We start from the raw sequence: 18,073 nt of genomic DNA on the forward strand, positions 1-18,073 counted from the left end.
AATTTTTAATCAGTTAAATGGATTAAATTGCGTTCAACAATTTCAAGAATAACAATGTCAGGTTTAGTTTTTTCAATAATAGTTTTGTTTAGTTTGTTGTCATGAATATAAATACTTTCGCCAAAACTATAATTAAAATAGTTCATCCATGCATAGGAAAATGAATCATGATACATTAGTAATTTAAGTTTTGTATTAGGGTTTTTAAATTTTACGTAATGAGTATCCTGATGATAAGCTTTAATGTTCTTGTTTTTTGAGGTATAAATATTAGTAACTTCTAATTCAGAATCGTTTATCATTGCAGTTATGTCTCCCTGTGCTTTAATTTGTTCTAAATGAAATTCGTCTAATTTAGCTAGATTTAAATCAAAATGTTCCTTAATTGTTTCCATTGTTTTTTTATAACCCAAATAGGCTCCGTATTCATTCCAATGTGTGTCTGATTTTAGGTAAAGGAGGTTGTCTTTTGCGTTGGAAATAAGAAATGTTCGTAAATCTATAATATCAAAATTAATTTCTTTTTTTAAATGAAATATTAATTGATCTAGTTTAGTATTATTTAGAGAGAGTGAATATGGAAGCTGATTCTTATAAATGCTGCTTTTGTTAGGTGGTACTACAAGAAAGAAAGCAATGTTTTTTGAATTTAAATAGGTTTGATATGTTTTTATTTTTTCGGTAATTAAATCTAATTCTCGGTTTGTAAAAGGGGAGTTTCCGAAAGTGTCATTTAAATAATTGTTAAAATCGTTTCCTAGAAAATACCAGTTATTGGTTCCTTTAACAACTCTGTTTGGAATTGGAAAGGAATTAAAATTGTTTTTTATAGCAATATATGTGTTTACAAAGGATTGTTTAAGGCCGTAGTTTTCTTCGTAATATTGTTTTAAGTCTTTAATAGATTTTTTTGGGGTAGAAATATTAAATTCTGGTAAGGATTTAAATTTTCTATTTTCATTATTGTTCTCTTTTTCAATACCTAAAATCATTACAATATTAGGGAGTAATAATACAAGTACAAATAAAGTAATGAGTATTTTAAATTGTTTTTGCATTAAAATCTAAAATAAATAAAAGGATTATAAGCATCTATGGAGATATAAAAAAAGCAAAGTATGTATAATGAGATTAGACTAAAGAGTTTAACGCTGTTATACGTTTTTTGTGAAATTGATGTTTTTATGTTCAAGATAAGTTTTTGAGGTAAGGGTGTTGCAAAAAATATGGCTAAAAGTAATGATAAACCAACCTCAAAGGTTAGGTAGTAATTTAAAAAAGCCATATTCGTTTTTGTATTAAAACTTAGCATAGCGTTAATATAATTTAAGGCATCGTTAATAGTATCACTTCTAAAAAATACCCAAGAAAATAAAACAATTAGGAGTAAGTACATGTGGGCTACAAAATTAGGTAATTTAGACAAGTAAGTTGCTAAGCCTAATTTTTCGCTAATAATAAAAATGCCATGGATTATTCCCCAAATTATAAATGTCCAGTTTGCTCCATGCCATAAACCTGTTAGAAAAAATACTATAAACAGGTTAAAATACGTTCTTAAATTACTTGTTCTATTTCCTCCTAAAGGAATATAAATGTAATCTCTAAACCATTGAGATAAAGTAATATGCCAACGTTTCCAGAATTCTCTAACTGTTTTGGCGGAATATGGAATATTAAAGTTTTCAGGGAAATTAAATCCAAACATTTTGCCAAGACCTATAGCCATGTCTGTATACCCTGAAAAATCAAAATATATTTGTAAGCTGTAGGCAATTATCCCTAACCAGGCAAGGGGGCTTGAAAGGTCTTCTTTATGTAAGCTAAAAATATTATCAGCAAGAAAGCCACAATTGTTTGAAATTATAAGTTTTTTGGCTAGACCAATAACAAATCTGGATATACCTGCTGTAATTTGCTGTAAGTTTGTTGTTCTGTGTTTTAACTCGGATTCAATAGATTTATATCTTACAATTGGTCCTGCAACTAATTGAGGGAAAAGTGTAGTGTATGTAGCAAAATCGATAAAATTTTTTGTAGCTTTTACTTGCCCTCTATAAACATCTATAGTATAAGACATCGTCTGAAAAGTATAAAAGCTAATACCTAAGGGTAGTACTATATTAGAGAATGTTGTAGCTTTTTCTGTTGAGATATTAAAGTTTAGTAGTAATTCGGTTAAATTGTTATAAATAAATTGAGCATACTTAAAATAAATTAGAAGGCTTAAATTAAAAATAACAGAAAGTGCTAATCCTAGTTTTTTATACCCCTTGTTTATAATTAAGCCTGAGCAAAAATCAATTATAGTTGAAGCAATTAAAAATATAATTAATTCTTTTTCTCCCCATGTATAAAAAAAAATACTTAGTAAAAGTAGGTGGCAGTTTTTTAGTTTTTTAGGGATAAGATAATATGAAATTAGAGCAAGAGGAAGGAAAAGAAATAAAAAAATGGGGCTACTAAATAACATGTAACTAATTCAATTTAGCCTGCAAAGTACAACAAATTTATGTTATTTTTGATTTCTAAATTTAAATAGAATATATGGTTTATGGAGATTTGTAAAAAGTGTTTATATTCTTTTTTTTTGTTATTTACAATTTCGATTTTTTCTCAAGATTACTCATCATCATGGAGTAGTTATTTTTCCTATTTAGATATTAAAGATTTGGTTTTGGGACATGAAAAGATTTATGCAGCAGCAGAAAACTCTATTTTTATTTATGATATAAATACGCAAGAACTTGAAACCATTTCTACTGTAAATGGGCTTTCGGGTGGAATTATTTCAACAATATACTATAGTGAAGTTTACGATGTTTTAATGGTGGGCTACTCCAATGGCCTTATTGAATTGGTTTTGCAAAATGATGAAACACATTCGGTTGTAGACATACTTAACAAAACAACGATTCCTTCAGATAGAAAAGGAATCAATGATTTTAACGAAGTTGATGGCGTAGTTTACATTTCTGCAGATTATGGTATAAGTATTTATAATCTTGGCAGATTAGAATTTGGTGATTCGTATTTTATAGGTAATGGTAATTCTTATGCACGGGTAAATCAAACTACGGTATACAATAATTATATTTATGCAGCTTGTGGTGATAGTAATGGTGTGAAAAGAGCTTTAATTACTAACCCTAATTTAATAAATGCTAATGAATGGCAGAACATTACTAATGGCGATTTTAAAGCTGTAGAAAAATTGGGTAACGAACTGTATGCCTTTAGTAATACAAATAGAATTTACGAAATTGAAAATAATACGGTCTATGATTTGTTTGGTTATTCTGAAGATATAGTTGATGTTAAATTATCTAACAATAATTTAATTGTTACAACCACAACAAAAGTCGAGGTATATGCGGAAGGTTTGACTGTAAAAGGGATAATAAGTAATAGCGAGTATAAAACAACATTTACTTCAGGGATAATAGATACATTAGACAATGTTTATATTGGAACACAAGGGCAACTAAATGTTGGAAGACCTGGTTATGGTGTGTTAAAAACATCATTAAGTAATCCTATAAGTTTTTTAGAAATTCACCCAGATGGACCTCTCTTAAATAAAATCTTTTCACTAAAAACGCCACCAAATGAAATTTGGGCTGTTTTTGGAGGGTATTCGGCTAGTTATAATTTTAATGGAGGAGTGGGAAGGTCAGGTATAAGTCATTTTAAAGGTGGAAATTGGAAGAATATTTATTATGATTCTATAGCTAAAGAAATAAAGAACCCTTTATATTTATCAAAAATTACGGTTAATCCATTAAAAACCTCCCAAGTGTTTGTGTCTTCTTACTATTCGGGGTTGATTGAATTTAATAGCGATAAAATTACAGCATTATATAATAAAGAGAATAGTAGTTTAGTCCCATTTACAGGAAATTTATATTTAACCTTGCAAGGTGCTTATGATACAAATGGTGCGTTATGGGTAATGAATGGAAGGGTGGATAGTCCATTAAATAAATTTGAAAATGGTAAGTGGAATTCATATAGTTTTAAACCAGTAATAGCAGATCCGCTTACAGATGAGTTAGGGTTTAGTGATATTTTAATAGATGCACAAGGAACAAAATTTATAGGTAGTGGTAAAAATGGACTAATAGGATATAATAATTCCACAGTAAAGAAAATTGAAGATGAAGAACATAACTTGCCTTCAAATAATGTAACAGCGCTTACTTTAGACAACAGAAATCAATTATGGATTGGCACAGGTAGAGGGTTACGAGTGCTCTATAATACGTCTAGTTTTTTTACAGATAGCAATGTACAAGTAAATGAGATTGTTGTTTTAGATGATGGTATTCCTAAAGAATTACTGGCGCAACAGTATATTACCGATATAGAAGTTGATGGCTCTAATAATAAATGGGTAGGCACAATAGGTTCCGGGGTATTTTATTTTTCTTCGGACGGGCAGGAAACCATTTTTCACTTTACTACCGATAATTCACCTTTACCGTCCAATGATATTTTAGATATAAGCATAGACAGTTCTAACGGAAAAGTATATATAGCTACAGAAGGAGGTTTGGTAGCCTTTAAATCGGGAAGTTCTAAAACAACAGATGATTTTACAGATGCTTTTGTGTATCCTAATCCGGTAAGGCCTGGTTTTAATATAACAGAAGATAAAGTAAAAATAAAAGGCGTAACAGATAATGTTAATATTAAGATAACCGATGTAGAAGGGAATTTGGTGGCCGAAGCTCAGTCTAATATCAATTTAAGATATAATGGTTATAATCTGGAGATTGATGGAGGAACCGCTTACTGGAATGGCAAAAATTTAGCCAATAATATTGTGAGATCTGGCGTGTATTTAATTATGCTTTCTGATCTGGATACTTTCGAGACTAAAGTGCTAAAAGTAATGGTTGTTAGGTGATGTTTTATACCACTAATGCAATTGTTTTATCTAAATTAAAATATCGTGATAACGATTTAATAGTAAGTTGTTATACCGAAGATTTTGGAGTGCTTAGCTTCTTGTTGCGCGGGGTTTTAAAAAGTAAAAAAGGAAGTGCTAAAACGGCGTATTTTCAATGGCTTTCCCAAATTCAAATTGTAATAGACTACAAGCCTAATAGAACTTTACATACCATTAAGGACGTAAAAATTAACGAATTTTATATCTCGTTGCATACGCAGGTTGTGAAAAGCACAATTAGTATGTTTCTGGCAGAGGTATTGGTTATGTCGCTTAAAGAGGAAGAAGCCAATCAGGAATTGTTTCAATTTTTAACAGAAGGCTTAAACTGGGTAGATAAAAATGAAAATGTGGCAAATTTTCATCTTTATTTTCTATTTCAACTAACCCGGTATTTAGGTTTTTTTCCAGATTTTACCCATTCCAATCAATATAAATATTTCAATTTAACTTCCGGAAGTTTTGAGCCACAGAGTACTAGTGTTTATTCGGTGTCCGGAGAAGAATTTGTGGTTTTAAAAAGCTTATTTGGCATTAAGTTTGATGACTTAGCGACGATTAAAATAAGCTCAATGCAACGTAAAAATTTCCTGGAAATGCTCATGTTGTATTACGAGTTGCATTTAGGACATTTTAAAAAGCCGAAATCGCTCGACATTTTTAGTCAGATTTTTAACTAACACATTCTTACTAAATCTTTATGAAGCTAAAATTACTTTTAGGCCTCTGCCTATTGTGTACAATTTCCAATTATGCTCAAAATGTTCAGCTGTTAAATCGCCAGACGGAAGAACCTATTTCCGGTGTTGCGGTTTTTAATACAGAACATTCCAAAAGCGATATTTCCGATTTAAATGGGATAGTAGATCTTTACGGATTTTCCGTTTCTGAAATTATTAATTTTAAACATCTGGCCTATCAGGAATTCAATATTGAAAAGTCGAAAATTAAAGGGTTTAAAGTAATATATCTCGATCCTTTAACTCAAGGTTTAGATGAAGTCGTACTTTCTGCCTCTAAATTTGAACAGATTAGAACAGATATCCCTCAGAAAATAATCACTTTAACAGCAGATGAGATTGCTTTCGATACTCCGCAAACCAGTGCAGATTTACTAGGGAATACAGGGAATGTTTATATTCAGAAAAGTCAGTTAGGAGGAGGAAGTCCTATGATTCGTGGTCTGGCAACAAATCGTTTGCTAATTGCGGTAGATGGCGTTCGAATGAATAATGCGATTTTTAGAGGCGGAAATCTTCAGAATGTAATTTCTATCGATCCATTCAGTATTCAGCAAACCGAAGTTATTTTAGGTGCAGGTTCTGTAGTTTATGGTAGCGATGCTATTGGAGGGGTAATGAGTTTTTACACTAAAGAACCGGAGGTAGCAGGTGATAAAGGAACACTGTTTAAAGCAAATTCTACCTTGAGATACGCTACGGCAAATAAGGAGAAAACCGGTCATGTCGATTTTAATATAGGTTTAAAGAAATGGGCATTTTTAACCAGTGTGAGCTATTCCGATTTTGACGATTTGAGGATGGGAAGTTACGGACCGGAAGAATATCTGAGACCGGAATATGTTGTTACCGAAAATGGTGTAGATAATATAGTGGCAAACAGTAATCCTAAAATTCAGAAACCAACGGGATATAATCAAATTAATTTAACGCAGAAAGTGCGTTATGAGGTTCAGGACAATCTGAATTTAGATTTAGGATTACACTACACTACAACTTCAGATTATTCGCGCTATGACAGATTAATACGCTACAGGGGTGATAATTTGCGTTCGGCAGAATGGAATTATGGTCCGCAGCGCTGGTTTATGTCCAATGTGAAACTTACAAAATTAAGTACAAGCTCTTTAATATTCGATAAATTTCAGGCGAATGTAGCTTATCAGAATTTTCAAGAAAGCAGAATGGATAGAAATTTAAATTCCGATACCAGAAGCGTTACAAAAGAGAACGTAGATGCTGTTTCTGCTAATTTCGATTTCGAAAAAAGCATGAGTTTAAAAACACAGTTATTTTATGGTTTAGAATATGTGTATAATAAAATCCATTCTGAAGGTAAGGAAGAAAATGTAATCGATAATACCAGTATTTCTGCATTGTCTAGATATCCAAACGGTTCAGATTGGTCTTCTATCGCGGCTTATACAAATCTAAAATACAAGCCTTCAAAGCAATTTGTGTTACAGGCTGGTTTACGTTATAATTATGTATTGGCTAATGCAGATTTTACAGAGAATAATGTGTATTTAAATTTGCCTTTTGATGAAGCCGAAATTAATACCGGAGCCTTAACAGGTTCTGCAGGGGTAAGCTGGTTGCCTTCAGAATTTATGCAATGGAAACTGAATTTGTCAACCGCATTCAGGGCCCCTAATATGGACGATATAGGTAAGGTTTTTGATTCTGAGCCAGGTGCTGTAGTTGTACCTAATAATGGAATTAAACCGGAGTATGCTTATACCGGAGATTTAGGAGTGAGACTTAATTTTAGTAATGTGGTTATTCTTGATGCGGCAACATATTATACTATTTTAGATCATGCTCTAGTTCGAAGAGATTTTAGTTTAAATGGTGAAACTGAAATAGAATATAACGGAGAAATGAGTCGTGTTCAGGCTATTCAGAATGCAGCCGATGCCAGAATTTATGGCTTTGAAGCTGGGATAGAAGTGAATTTTACAGAACATTTAAAGTTAACTTCTCAATACAATATTTTAGGTGGATATGAGACGGAAGAAGATGAAAAATTACCATTAAGGCATGCGGCACCAAATTTTGGAAATACGCACCTTAAGTGGAATTATGGAAAGTTTTTGGTAGATGTTTTTGCTAATTACAACGAAGAAATTGCTTTTGAAGATTTAGCGCCATCAGAAACAGGAAAAGATTATATGTATGCCATCGACGAAAATGGAAATCCATACTCGCCTTCCTGGTATACACTTAATTTAAGAACGCAGTATCAGCTTTCTGAAGCGTTTAGGTTTACTGCCAGTTTAGAAAATATTACCGACCAGCGTTACAGACCGTATTCTTCGGGAATTTCGGCAGCGGGTAGAAACTTTATAATAGCTGTACAATATACGTTGTAATTATTTAGTGAAGTATTACTTTTTGAGTTAGAGAGCTTCCGTTTTTAAGGGTGGCTTTAACTAAAAAAGGAGCGCTGTTTAGTTTAGAAATATTAATTATAGAACCAGATAAAAGGTCTTTAAATTGGTAAATTAAACGGCCACGAAAATCATAGAATTCCATAGTTTTAAACTGAGCCGCATTTGATTGCAATAAAATCCACTCAGTATCTATCTTAATAAATTGAATTTCGGTTTGATGCTGTAAATCGTCGGTGCTTAGGGTACTGTTGGAAAATACAACTTCAAACCGATTCTTATATAAACCTTTTTCTGTTGTAAAGGCATATGCCGATTGTTTTAGGTCGTGATATGTGTTTAATAGATTGTCCTTAAGAATTATGTTTTGCTGGTTAAAAAAGGAGCCTTCAAAATCGTCTAATGATATTTTGAAAAGTGTAGATTTTTGGATTGATGAGTAGAAGCCTAAAGGAATGACTTCAGAGTCTGTTAATCTGGAAAATGATCTGCCTTGAATAACAAAGGGAGCTTCTATATCCGAAATTGTGGAAAATAATTTTGCGGGCAGGCTTTTTGAAATCATGGTTTTGGCATCGAAATAGCTTCCGTCAAAGTCGTTTGTAGCTTCAGGTAAATAGGCAATTAGGGTCTGACTGAATATTCCGTTTTCCGTGGTCAGATTTAACCAGATTCTATTTGTGTTCTCATTACGGAAAAACTGAGTGTTTTCTGCAGTAACCCGCATAGCGTTATTGAATTTTACTACGGCATTCGATTCGGAATGTGCATCTGAATACTTTACGAAAAAGCCCTGACAGGAAGGAATAAAGCGTGTGGGTTTTTTACCAGACCCATCTTGTGCAGCAACAGACCCCGAACCATTAATAATTGCATAATCCGACTGACTGAAATTATAGGCTTCATTTCCATTATTATATTTTGATGGTGGTGTTTCATGAGACCACAAATAAATAATGCCTTCGAGTGGTTGCGATGGATTGGATGCCGAATACACATTGACATCGAAAAAAGCATCTACACTAATTGCTGAGGGGTAAGGATTACCAATTAAATTCCAGTTGTTATCTGCTTTAGATTCATCATTTCTATAAACTGGGGTTTCTATAATTCCATTATTAAAGTCTCCGGTAAATGTATAAGTGAAGTTGTTTGCTGCTTCAAAATCAGCATTTGTATGTGTTGCGGCATATCCTATTCCAGGCTGTAAATTGTCATTTCTTGTAATAGTTTCGCCTTCCTGTATGCGTTGCCAGGCATCTCCATTATCGTCCACATCATCCTGTCCCGGTATCAGATTGTTATTATTGTTTTCTTCTTTGTAGACATCAACAAAATTACTGGCATCAAACCAAAATAATCTTTTAGAGTTTTTAAAAGTGTTGTCGAATGTTTCATTACCTACAGGTGTACTCCAATAGGTGTATTCGTACCAGGCATTTAAATTAGCTGTTTCTTTTTCAATTGTTATAGTTCCGGAATTTGAGACTATAGAGGCGTTGTCTTCCTGAACAAAAGATCCCTGGTTTTTTACCAAGATTTTCCCTTCTACATATAAATCCTGTAAAAGACTAACATAATTTTCGGCATTAACGGTTAGGGTGCTGTTCTTTTCAATTTTTAGACTACAGGAGGATAGGTTGCCGTGATTTGAAGTTGTATAATCGCCTTCTAAAAGTATGATTGAATTGATAGTGGGTTTCGTGTTGTTTTCCCAGGAAGAGCCATTCCAGCTACGTTTTTCAAGTGTGATAGCAAGGACATTCGAAGCAACGGCGCAGTTTTGGTTGGGTTCCTGAACCAGACAGTAAAACTGATAATTTTCCAATGCAAGCGTATTTAAAATTTGTAAAGAAGACGTTGAGGTTCCGGTGATATTGGAATTGTCTGAAGCGATTTCCCAAGCAGTACTTTCAGGTGCTTTAAAATACCATTGAAAATGTAAAGAACTGGAACCAGAAAGACCTTCTACAGCAGAAATGTTGTAATTTGTTTTAATCTTGCATGTTATGCCTGAATTATCCGGTTGGGAGGTAATGGTAGGTAGTATTCCTGTAGAGTAATCAAATGTTCCTATGTTAGTGTAATCGATATTGCCGAAGCTTATCCAGTCACTACTATTCCAGGTCGTGCTGGGTAAATTGATATCTTTGTTTTTTCTTCTGTACACATAGCCTTTATTAACCAGAGTAAAATCGTCTCCCGAAGTGTCTCCCCAAAGATCTATCCAGTTTGAGCCTTCAAATAGACGGATATTATCATTTGTATTTATACCGGTTATCGCACTGGCTAGATCATATCCGTGTTCTGATAACTCTTCTTCGGCATCGGATCCTCCTATAGCCAGAACAAAGACGTCGTTTTTGTTTATTATCCCACTTAAATTGATAATATGTTGAGGTGTCGAATTTCCGTTATTGTGAATTTGAATGGAATAATTTTCTAGATTGACATCATTCTCTGTTCCGTTAAAAATCTCTATATAAGTATGAGACCCTGAAGTGTGTTTAGTGACTTCGCTTATAAATAAATTGGACATCGAGTTTCCTGAGTGTCCTTCACAAGCGGTCATGGTACTCGATATTAAATTAAAGTTGGTAGAGTAGGAGCATCCCAAATCGTTAGTAATAGATAAATTTCCCGAAGTGCCATTTTCAGGAATAAGGAACTCTATTTTTGTGCTTGAAATTACATTTGGAGTAAGAGAAATATCATTAAGAATAGCAGAAGTTTCTGTGCCAAAATCGCTGCCAAAAGCAGTTATAGTTGTTCCTACAGGGCCACTTGTTGGAGATACATCCATGTCTGTGCTGGAGCATATTCCTGTCCCTTTGATTTGAAAAATATATGGATTTTCATCTGAATCGGAATTAGGAATACTGATTGTAGTTAATCTCTCTCCGGTAGTTGTTGGAGCAAATTGCATTTCGAATGCAATTTTTTCATCAGGTGTCAGGGTGAGATTTCCGGGGTTAGATAAAATTTGAAACTCAGATGGATTCGAATTTTCTATGGTGTTAATATTTAGATTGGCTGTTCCTTCGTTATGTATATAATATAATTTTTTAGCCGAGGTCTCTCCAATTGCGGTAGAAGCAAAAATGGTATTGTACCCAATATTTGGTACAGAACCAGAGGGAATAGAGGCTTCGGTGTTCCGTTCAATATCTATTTCAGGCTCGGGGATGAAAGCCTCTGCAGTTAAATTAATTAAGCAAGTGCTTTCGTCGGTATCGGAGTTTAGAATGCTTAAAGATGTTTCAATATTTTGGGCAGCTATAGGGTGAAATTCAATTGTAAATGTTTGTTGAGAACTGGCTGGGATATCCAAGGGAAAGCTGGTATCAAGAATTGAGAATTCGCCCGATGTGTTGATTGTAGAAATGCTTAAGTCGATATCCCCCGTATTTTTAATTAGAAATTGCTCAGTTGTGTTGCTTCCAACGGGTATGCTTTCAAAGGAAATTAAATATCCACAATTTTGATTTTCTCCATTGTCATCGGTGAGTTGTAGCTCTGGGGAGTTTGTAATATTGCAATAAATATTTACATCGTCCAGATAATAAGAACCGGCAGTGCGTTGTGTCATAATAATCCGGATGTAATACAAACCTGTTAATTGTAAGGGAATAGTGAATTCCTGATGCGTTTCGGTAACATCGCTTACCAGAATGTCTTTTTGGGTCGTCCAGCTACCTGTAAGTGTTTCGGCATATTGAATACTTAGAGTTCGGTTAGATAAACTGGAAGAGCGTTTAAGCCAGAAGCTTATCGTTTCGGGATTAGTTAATGGTGCTGTGGTTGTAAGCTGGTCATCTTCTGTGTTAAATCCCACGCCATTACCTGATAAACCGGCAGTTGTGTTTAAATACGTGTCCAGAGCAGTCCAGTTGCCATAATCTATATTAAAATTGTCGCTTAAACATTGTCCGTAACCAATACAGCTAAGTAAAAGAAATAGAGATAAAATAGCTGATTTTTTTGTCGACATAATTTTAATTGTAATTTAGACCTCGTTTTTAGGGAAATTCAAGTTACGAAACATTATTTGTTAATTGGCTAAAAATCAATATTTTACATAAAAATACGTATGAGCACGTATAAAACATATACTCTGGAAGAAGCGAAACGTACTTTAGAACGCTATTGTGTGTATCAGGAACGATGCCATCAGGAAGTACAAGATAAATTGCGCCAAATGCGAATGATACCTGAAGCTGTGGATGAGGTGATTCTACATTTATTACAGCACAATTTTTTAAATGAAGAACGTTTTGCCAAGGCTTATGTTCGCGGGAAATTTAAAAATAAAAATTGGGGTAGAAATCGTCTAACTCAGGAGTTGAAGCGGAGGCAAATAAGTAAATTTAATATTACTACAGCGCTTAAAGAATTGGAGGAATTAGATTACTACGGTGTTTTTGATAGCCTGGCAGAACGTAAATTTGAAACAATTACTGAGTCTGACAAATATAAAAAAAGGAAAAAATTAGCTGATTTTTTATTGTACAGAGGCTGGGAGTCTAATCTGGTTTACGAAAAAGTTACGGCATTAATGCCATAAGTAACTGATGTCAAATGTTACTCCTAAATTTAGAATGGGTTGATTGTTTAAGGTTTCTTCGGGGGTTAATTCATTGGTGTTAAATTTGGTTATGGGTAAACTGGCTTCGAAAAATACACCTGTTTTTTCTGAAATGAGGTAGCGCGCTCCAAGATGGGCTCCAACATTTTTTAAACCAATATTCAATCCGGGATATAAATCAAAATTGTAGTTTCTCATCATTGGTGCCAGATGTAGATTTACACGTGCTTTGAATGAAAATCTGTCTTGAAAATCGGCGTTTAAATCCTTATTTAAGATAAAAATATAAGAGGAGTAGGCGCCCACAGAGAATTTGTTTGAAATACCAATATCAAAAGTTCCCATGAGGCCTAGTCCATTGTCCTGAAGACTTGTTCCTATCTGGTATTTCTTATCGCCTTTTCCTTTAAAAGCGTCTTGAGCATTTGCTATTGAAATAAAACAGCATAAAAAAATCCAAAATAAACTTTTCATGTATAAGTTGATTTTGGATTAAAGATACTACTTAAATTTAAGCTCAAGCTTTTGTTACAGGTTAAAAGAGGCTCCTAAATTAAATACAAACTGATTGTTTAATTCTTCAGCAGGTGTTAAATGTCCTGTATCGTATTTAGCAATTGGTAAACCGGCTTCGGCAAATACACCAAATCCACTGGTAAAGAAATAACGCGCTCTTACATGGGCACCAAAATTTCTTAAGCTAAAACTTAATCCCGGATATAAATCGAATTCGCTCATTCCTATAACGCTTGATAAGTTAGCATTAAATCGGGCTTTAATATCAAATCGATCTTCAAATTCGGCATTAATGTCTTCATTAACGCCTAACACATAAGTTGATGTAAATCCAAAAGAAATGTTTTCGCCAACTCCAAAATCGTAAGATCCGGTAATGCCATTACCGTTATTCTGGAAACTGGCTCCTATTTGAAATTTCTGATCTCCTTTACCAGAGAAGGCTTGTGCGTTGGCAAATGTGACAATAAATAAAAATGCTATTGTTAATACGTGTTTCATGGAAATGTTGATTTAGAGCGTAAATATAAACTTATAATTGTAAAATTAGATTTAAGATTGATGTTTCAACGTTCTTTTTATAGCCTGTTCATTTTTCCATTCTATCCAGTTTTGTCCTTTTATTCTGCGCATAATATTATCGAAATTACGCATGATAAAAACATTGTAAATGGCTTTTCCTAAATTTTTAGGATGTCTGGCTATAGCCCTTAAACTCATGGAAAAACCAGGTGTAACGTAGCGCATGTAATGCCAGTAACCTTCGGGCATATACAGTACTTCGCCATGATTTAATTCGGTTTTATATCCCTTGGCGTGTTTTAAGGCAGGCCATTTTTTTAAGTCAGGATTATTAAAGTCGATATCTTCCCGGGTTATTAAGGCGTGTGGTACTTTATACAGGTATTTGTTCTGACTCTGATCGAATAAAATAATTTCTTTTTTTCCATCGAAATGAAAGTGAAAGATATTTGCCAGATCGATGTCGTAATGCATAAAGGTATACGAGTCCCGACCTCCAAAGAACAGCATGGGAAGCCCTTTCATAAGTCGTAAGCCAAAGTCGGGAAAGTTAAAGTCTTTTTGTAGTTCCGGGACTTCTTTTAAAATATTCCAGAGGAAAATTCTAAACTTTGTAGGTTCCTTTTTTAACAAATCAATATACGCACTCATTTTCATTTTGGCGTGAGGTTCGTTAAAGCCTTCTTTATAATCGACCGGTCTGTCGTCATATAGCGGAACCGTTTTATCTCCGGCAACAGTTTTTATATAATCCAAATTCCATTTGGAATAGGCCGGCCAGTCTTCTATAAAACGTTCTATAACAACCGGTTTTTGCGGTTTAAAATAGTCGGATATAAATGCCTCTTTGGTAATGGTTTTTACACGAGGAATATCTTGCAGGTTTAACTTCAAATTATATATCAATTAAACCTGCAATTTAATAAATTGTTGTTAACTGAATTATTTAAAGTTGTATTTAACACCGAATAACAGATTCCCTTTTGGCATAGGTACTAAATTTGTTTCCGTATATTCTGTATTAAAAATGTTATTGGCTATACACGAAAACTCTAAACTTTTAAAGGTGTAATTTATACTTGCATCTACAACAGAATAACTTTCACCCGCTGTGCGTTCTGCGTATTTATAAATTATGGAGTGCGATAGATTTTTAAAGAACTGAGACGTGAATCGTGTAACAAAATGGTGTTTTAACGAGTTTATGGAATATCTGGAAAAATCTAAATCCAGATCTTTTATTTCGTCGTCCAGATACGTATAGGTAGCGTTTAGACCTTGAGTGTATTCTCCGATTTTAAAATTGTAATTGGCGTAAATATCTATTCCTTTGGTGTTAAGTTCTCGAATATTTGTAGCCTGCCATAAGTCTTCCTCATTGTTCTTTACATAGTCAATCAGGTTTTCAGAATCGCGATTAAAAAAAGCTATTGAGGCGTTAAAGTTGGTGGTTTTAAATTTTAAGCCAATTTCTTCAGCGATGGCTTCTTCAGGATCCAGATTTTCACTACCCAGAGTTGTTGGGTCGCTGTAATACAAATCGGTGTAGGTAGGGATTCTGTATGTGTATCCCATATTTCCATAGAGTTTAAAGTGCTCGTTAATTTCATATCCTAGGTCAACGCCCGGAAAAGCATGAAATTTAAAATCAGAAAAATATGTCATGGCAACTCCAGGGGTAACATCGAATTTGTCGTTAAAAAATTTAAACTGATGTTCTAAAAATAGAGTCGTCATTAAGCGATCTCTGTCTCCTAAATTATTACTCGATAAATATACTTTGGCAGCATCTACACCAAAACCTGTAATTCCCAGATTGGAGGTGTAAGAGGCATTAACTTCCGCTCCGATTTTATTAGTGATATGAAGATTTCTGTACACGGAAGGATCATTCCTTAAAAAGACGTACATATCCTGATTACGTCTCCAGTAAATCTGAGGTTTAATAATCCAGTCGTTACTTTTAATTTTAGTTGAAAATCCTATTAAACTGGTTTGGGTTTCTTCGTACTGCTCGGTTGCAGAAGGAGTGGAGTAAAATCCGTTTGCCCCAAATTTACGTTCAGAAAATGCAGCTAATAAGTGAATTGGTAATTGGTTTTTATTGAAGGTGCTTTTTATAAAATAATTCTGGTTGTCGTAATCGGTATTATGTCTGTAGCCTTCGGATGTATTTCTGGACACGTGAACAAGATGATTTGAATCTTCTAAGTCTGCTCCTGCATTTACTTCGCCGTTAAGCGTTCCGAAAGATCCAATCTGGGTTGCTAAAGACACTTTAGTATCTGTGTGTTTTTTAGTAACAATATTAATGGCGCCAGTAAAGGCATTCTGGCCAAATACTCTTGCTGCAGGCCCCGAAATGATTTCGATACGTTCTATAACTTCAAGCGGTAAAGCCATATTCATGGTGTGATGACCGGTTTGTGCATCGTCTACCTTAATACCATCTATTAATAATAAGGTCTGGTCGAAACTTCCGCCACGAATGTATAAGTCGGCCTGCATACCGGCGGTGCCACGACGTCTGATATCTACTCCGGCTACCTGTTGAAGTAAATCCGCAACATTGGTAGCAGCAGACGCTTTTATGGTTTCTGATGTAATGATGTTTATTGATCTTGAATTTTTAGAGAATGGAAGTTCAATGCGGCTTGAGGTTACAATGACTTCGTCGAGTTGTTCTTCGGCAACAGGTTCCTGTGCAAATCCTAAGGCAGTTGTTAATATACTTAATAAAGTGATTACTCTGGTTGGTGTCATAGTTGTTAATTTAAAACGGTGCAAAATTCGTAACTTCGCGGACTATTACGCTAGTCCAGTTTTAAAACTATGAATAGTCCGGTTTCTGCCCTATTTAAAAAGTTAATTGAATTCGATAAATCGAATGCTAAACCTGTATATGTACAGGTGGCCCAGCAGATTATAAATTTAATACAACGCGGTTATATAACAAAGGGAACCTTATTGCCCGGAACCCGTATTTTAAGCAAGGTATTAGCGGTGCATAGAAATACAGCTGTAGCCATTTACGACGAACTGGCCTCACAGGGCTGGGTAGAAATTCAGCCTAATAAAGGAACATTTGTATTGTTTCCGGAGCAGAATATTACCAAGATTAAAGCTGCATCTTATCCAGTTAGCACCAGCTTTGCCTGTCCTGAAGAAACCGGTTTTGCATTTCAGAAGACCTTTCATCTAGCGTCAACGGCGCAGGCTACTCAGGCAAAATATGTTATCAACGATGGAAAGCCCGATTTAAGACTTCATCCAACTTACCAGTTTTCACGCTGGTATAGTGCGGCTATGAAACGTAAATCATTAATAAAAAAGTGGAACCGCACAGACGAATCACTTTTTTCGGTATTCGAAGCGCAACTTTCAAATTATTTAAATGCTACCCGTGGCTTTCATATTAAACCTGGGAATATTCTTAGTACGCGAAGTACAGAAATGAGTTTGTACGTAGTTTCACAACTATTGCTGAAACCTGGCGATGTTGTATTGGTAGGGCAGTTAAGTAATTATACCGCTAATATGATTTTTCAGCAAGCGGGCGCTAGTATTAAAACGGTTCCTGTAGATGGTGACGGATTAGATGTAGATTATATTAAAACACATTTTATAAAGGGGGGTGTCCGCTGTGTGTATTTATGTGCACAACGCGATTATCCTACCACGGTAACCTTAAGTGCAGATCGTCGGTTAAAACTTTTGCAGTTGGCCAAAACGTTTGGGTTTGCGGTTATAGAAGATGATTTTGATTATGATTTTCAGTACGAAGGTTCAGCTAAATTACCTTTGGCCAGTGCCGATGCTAGTGGACATGTAATATATCTGGGTAAACTCGGTCAGTCTTTGTTTCCAAGTTTTCAGACGGGTTTTGTAGTGGCTCCAGATTCGCTTATTTCTGAGGCTAAAAATTATTTACAACTATTAGATCAGCAAGGTGATTTAATTCAGAAGCAAATGTTTGCTGAATTAATCTCGGAAGGTGAAATTTATAGATTAATTAAAAAGAACAGTCTGGTTTATAAACAGCGTCGCGATTGTTTGTGTGAGGAACTAAAGATCTGTTTTGGAGATGCGATACAATGGGACGTGCCTTCTGGCGGACTCGCAATCTGGTTAAGGTTTAAACCGGAAATTCCACTGGTTAAACTGGCAGAAGTTGCCGAAATTAAGGACGTATTTATTCCTAAAACCATATTGTATCAGGATAGAGATACCTGTGCCATACGTTTCGGGTTTGGACATCTAGAAGAGGTGGAAATTAAAACAGTTGTTAAAACCTTAAAAGCATCTTATGATGCTGTAATTAATGAAAGTGACATAAAGGCGCCAGTTTTGTAACAGGCTTCAAAAGAAA

Annotated in this window: 12 protein-coding genes; 5 read left to right on the forward strand and 7 right to left on the reverse strand. The window is 34.5% G+C overall.

Going from position 1 to position 18,073, the window contains the following annotated elements; all coding sequences use genetic code 11:
• Positions 1 to 5 precede the first annotated feature (5 nt).
• Positions 6 to 1,058 (reverse strand): alginate O-acetyltransferase AlgX-related protein, encoded by a 1,053-nt coding sequence (locus I3217_RS06145; protein WP_435048877.1) that lies wholly within the window; start codon positions 1,056 to 1,058, stop codon positions 6 to 8.
• A complete protein-coding gene (locus I3217_RS06150) occupies positions 1,058 to 2,080 on the reverse strand; it encodes an MBOAT family O-acyltransferase (protein ID WP_435048878.1) in 1,023 nt (340 codons plus the stop codon). The genes I3217_RS06145 and I3217_RS06150 overlap by 1 nt, the downstream gene beginning before the upstream one ends.
• A gap of 510 nt (positions 2,081 to 2,590) precedes the next feature.
• On the opposite strand from I3217_RS06150, the gene I3217_RS06155 reads away from it, so the two are divergent.
• From I3217_RS06155 to I3217_RS06165, 3 genes are read left to right on the forward strand one after another with little or no spacing between them, the layout of a single operon-like run.
• Positions 2,591 to 4,909, forward strand: coding sequence for a two-component regulator propeller domain-containing protein (locus tag I3217_RS06155; protein WP_435048879.1), 2,319 nt, complete (start codon positions 2,591 to 2,593; stop codon positions 4,907 to 4,909).
• Positions 4,909 to 5,631 carry a DNA repair protein RecO gene (recO, locus tag I3217_RS06160; protein WP_435049136.1) on the forward strand — a complete coding sequence of 241 codons (723 nt, stop codon included), beginning with the start codon at positions 4,909 to 4,911 and terminating at the stop codon, positions 5,629 to 5,631. Before I3217_RS06155 ends, recO begins: the two co-directional genes overlap by 1 nt.
• A gap of 20 nt (positions 5,632 to 5,651) precedes the next feature.
• Complete coding sequence (locus I3217_RS06165) at positions 5,652 to 8,063, forward strand: TonB-dependent receptor plug domain-containing protein (RefSeq protein ID WP_435048880.1); 2,412 nt, start codon at positions 5,652 to 5,654, stop codon at positions 8,061 to 8,063.
• 4 nt (positions 8,064 to 8,067) lie between these two features.
• Here the strand turns inward: I3217_RS06165 and I3217_RS06170 are convergent, their stop codons facing one another.
• Positions 8,068 to 12,072, reverse strand: coding sequence for a choice-of-anchor D domain-containing protein (locus I3217_RS06170; RefSeq protein WP_435048881.1), 4,005 nt, complete (start codon positions 12,070 to 12,072; stop codon positions 8,068 to 8,070).
• Between the two features lie 99 nt (positions 12,073 to 12,171).
• Between I3217_RS06170 and I3217_RS06175 the strand changes: the two genes are divergently transcribed.
• Positions 12,172 to 12,645 (forward strand): regulatory protein RecX, encoded by a 474-nt coding sequence (locus tag I3217_RS06175; RefSeq protein WP_435048882.1) that lies wholly within the window; start codon positions 12,172 to 12,174, stop codon positions 12,643 to 12,645.
• On the opposite strand, the gene I3217_RS06180 is transcribed toward I3217_RS06175, so the two are convergent.
• The 4 genes from I3217_RS06180 to I3217_RS06195 are packed head-to-tail and all read right to left on the reverse strand — an operon-like array spanning position 12,634 to position 16,467.
• Positions 12,634 to 13,140: a DUF6646 family protein gene (locus I3217_RS06180; RefSeq protein ID WP_435048883.1), complete on the reverse strand. Its 507-nt coding sequence runs from the start codon at positions 13,138 to 13,140 to the stop codon at positions 12,634 to 12,636. The two genes, I3217_RS06175 and I3217_RS06180, sit on opposite strands and share 12 nt — an antisense overlap.
• 54 nt (positions 13,141 to 13,194) lie before the next feature.
• Positions 13,195 to 13,683 (reverse strand): DUF6646 family protein, encoded by a 489-nt coding sequence (locus I3217_RS06185; protein ID WP_435048884.1) that lies wholly within the window; start codon positions 13,681 to 13,683, stop codon positions 13,195 to 13,197.
• Positions 13,684 to 13,734: 51 nt separating this feature from the next.
• Complete coding sequence (locus I3217_RS06190) at positions 13,735 to 14,598, reverse strand: cupin-like domain-containing protein (protein WP_435048885.1); 864 nt, start codon at positions 14,596 to 14,598, stop codon at positions 13,735 to 13,737.
• A 48-nt stretch (positions 14,599 to 14,646) separates the two neighbouring features.
• Positions 14,647 to 16,467: a TonB-dependent receptor plug domain-containing protein gene (locus I3217_RS06195; RefSeq protein WP_435048886.1), complete on the reverse strand. Its 1,821-nt coding sequence runs from the start codon at positions 16,465 to 16,467 to the stop codon at positions 14,647 to 14,649.
• 69 nt (positions 16,468 to 16,536) lie between these two features.
• Between I3217_RS06195 and I3217_RS06200 the strand changes: the two genes are divergently transcribed.
• Positions 16,537 to 18,057, forward strand: a complete 1,521-nt coding sequence (locus tag I3217_RS06200; RefSeq protein ID WP_435048887.1) for a PLP-dependent aminotransferase family protein — start codon at positions 16,537 to 16,539, stop codon at positions 18,055 to 18,057.
• Positions 18,058 to 18,073: the final 16 nt, after the last annotated feature.

It is taken from the genome of Formosa sp. S-31, from assembly GCF_051172795.1.
Taxonomy (GTDB): Bacteria; Bacteroidota; Bacteroidia; order Flavobacteriales; family Flavobacteriaceae; genus Formosa.

What these genes read in the sequence shown, in the direction of transcription:
- I3217_RS06145 (WP_435048877.1), bottom strand. Translation starts at nt 1,058, where the DNA reads ATGCAAAAACAATTTAAAATACTCATTACTTTATTTGTACTTGTATTA.
- I3217_RS06150 (WP_435048878.1), bottom strand. Translation starts at nt 2,080, where the DNA reads ATGTCTTATACTATAGATGTTTATAGAGGGCAAGTAAAAGCTACAAAA.
- recO (WP_435049136.1), top strand. Translation starts at nt 4,909, where the DNA reads ATGTTTTATACCACTAATGCAATTGTTTTATCTAAATTAAAATATCGT.
- I3217_RS06165 (WP_435048880.1), top strand. Translation starts at nt 5,652, where the DNA reads ATGAAGCTAAAATTACTTTTAGGCCTCTGCCTATTGTGTACAATTTCC.
- I3217_RS06170 (WP_435048881.1), bottom strand. Translation starts at nt 12,072, where the DNA reads ATGTCGACAAAAAAATCAGCTATTTTATCTCTATTTCTTTTACTTAGC.
- I3217_RS06175 (WP_435048882.1), top strand. Translation starts at nt 12,172, where the DNA reads ATGAGCACGTATAAAACATATACTCTGGAAGAAGCGAAACGTACTTTA.
- I3217_RS06180 (WP_435048883.1), bottom strand. Translation starts at nt 13,140, where the DNA reads ATGAAAAGTTTATTTTGGATTTTTTTATGCTGTTTTATTTCAATAGCA.
- I3217_RS06185 (WP_435048884.1), bottom strand. Translation starts at nt 13,683, where the DNA reads ATGAAACACGTATTAACAATAGCATTTTTATTTATTGTCACATTTGCC.
- I3217_RS06195 (WP_435048886.1), bottom strand. Translation starts at nt 16,467, where the DNA reads ATGACACCAACCAGAGTAATCACTTTATTAAGTATATTAACAACTGCC.
- I3217_RS06200 (WP_435048887.1), top strand. Translation starts at nt 16,537, where the DNA reads ATGAATAGTCCGGTTTCTGCCCTATTTAAAAAGTTAATTGAATTCGAT.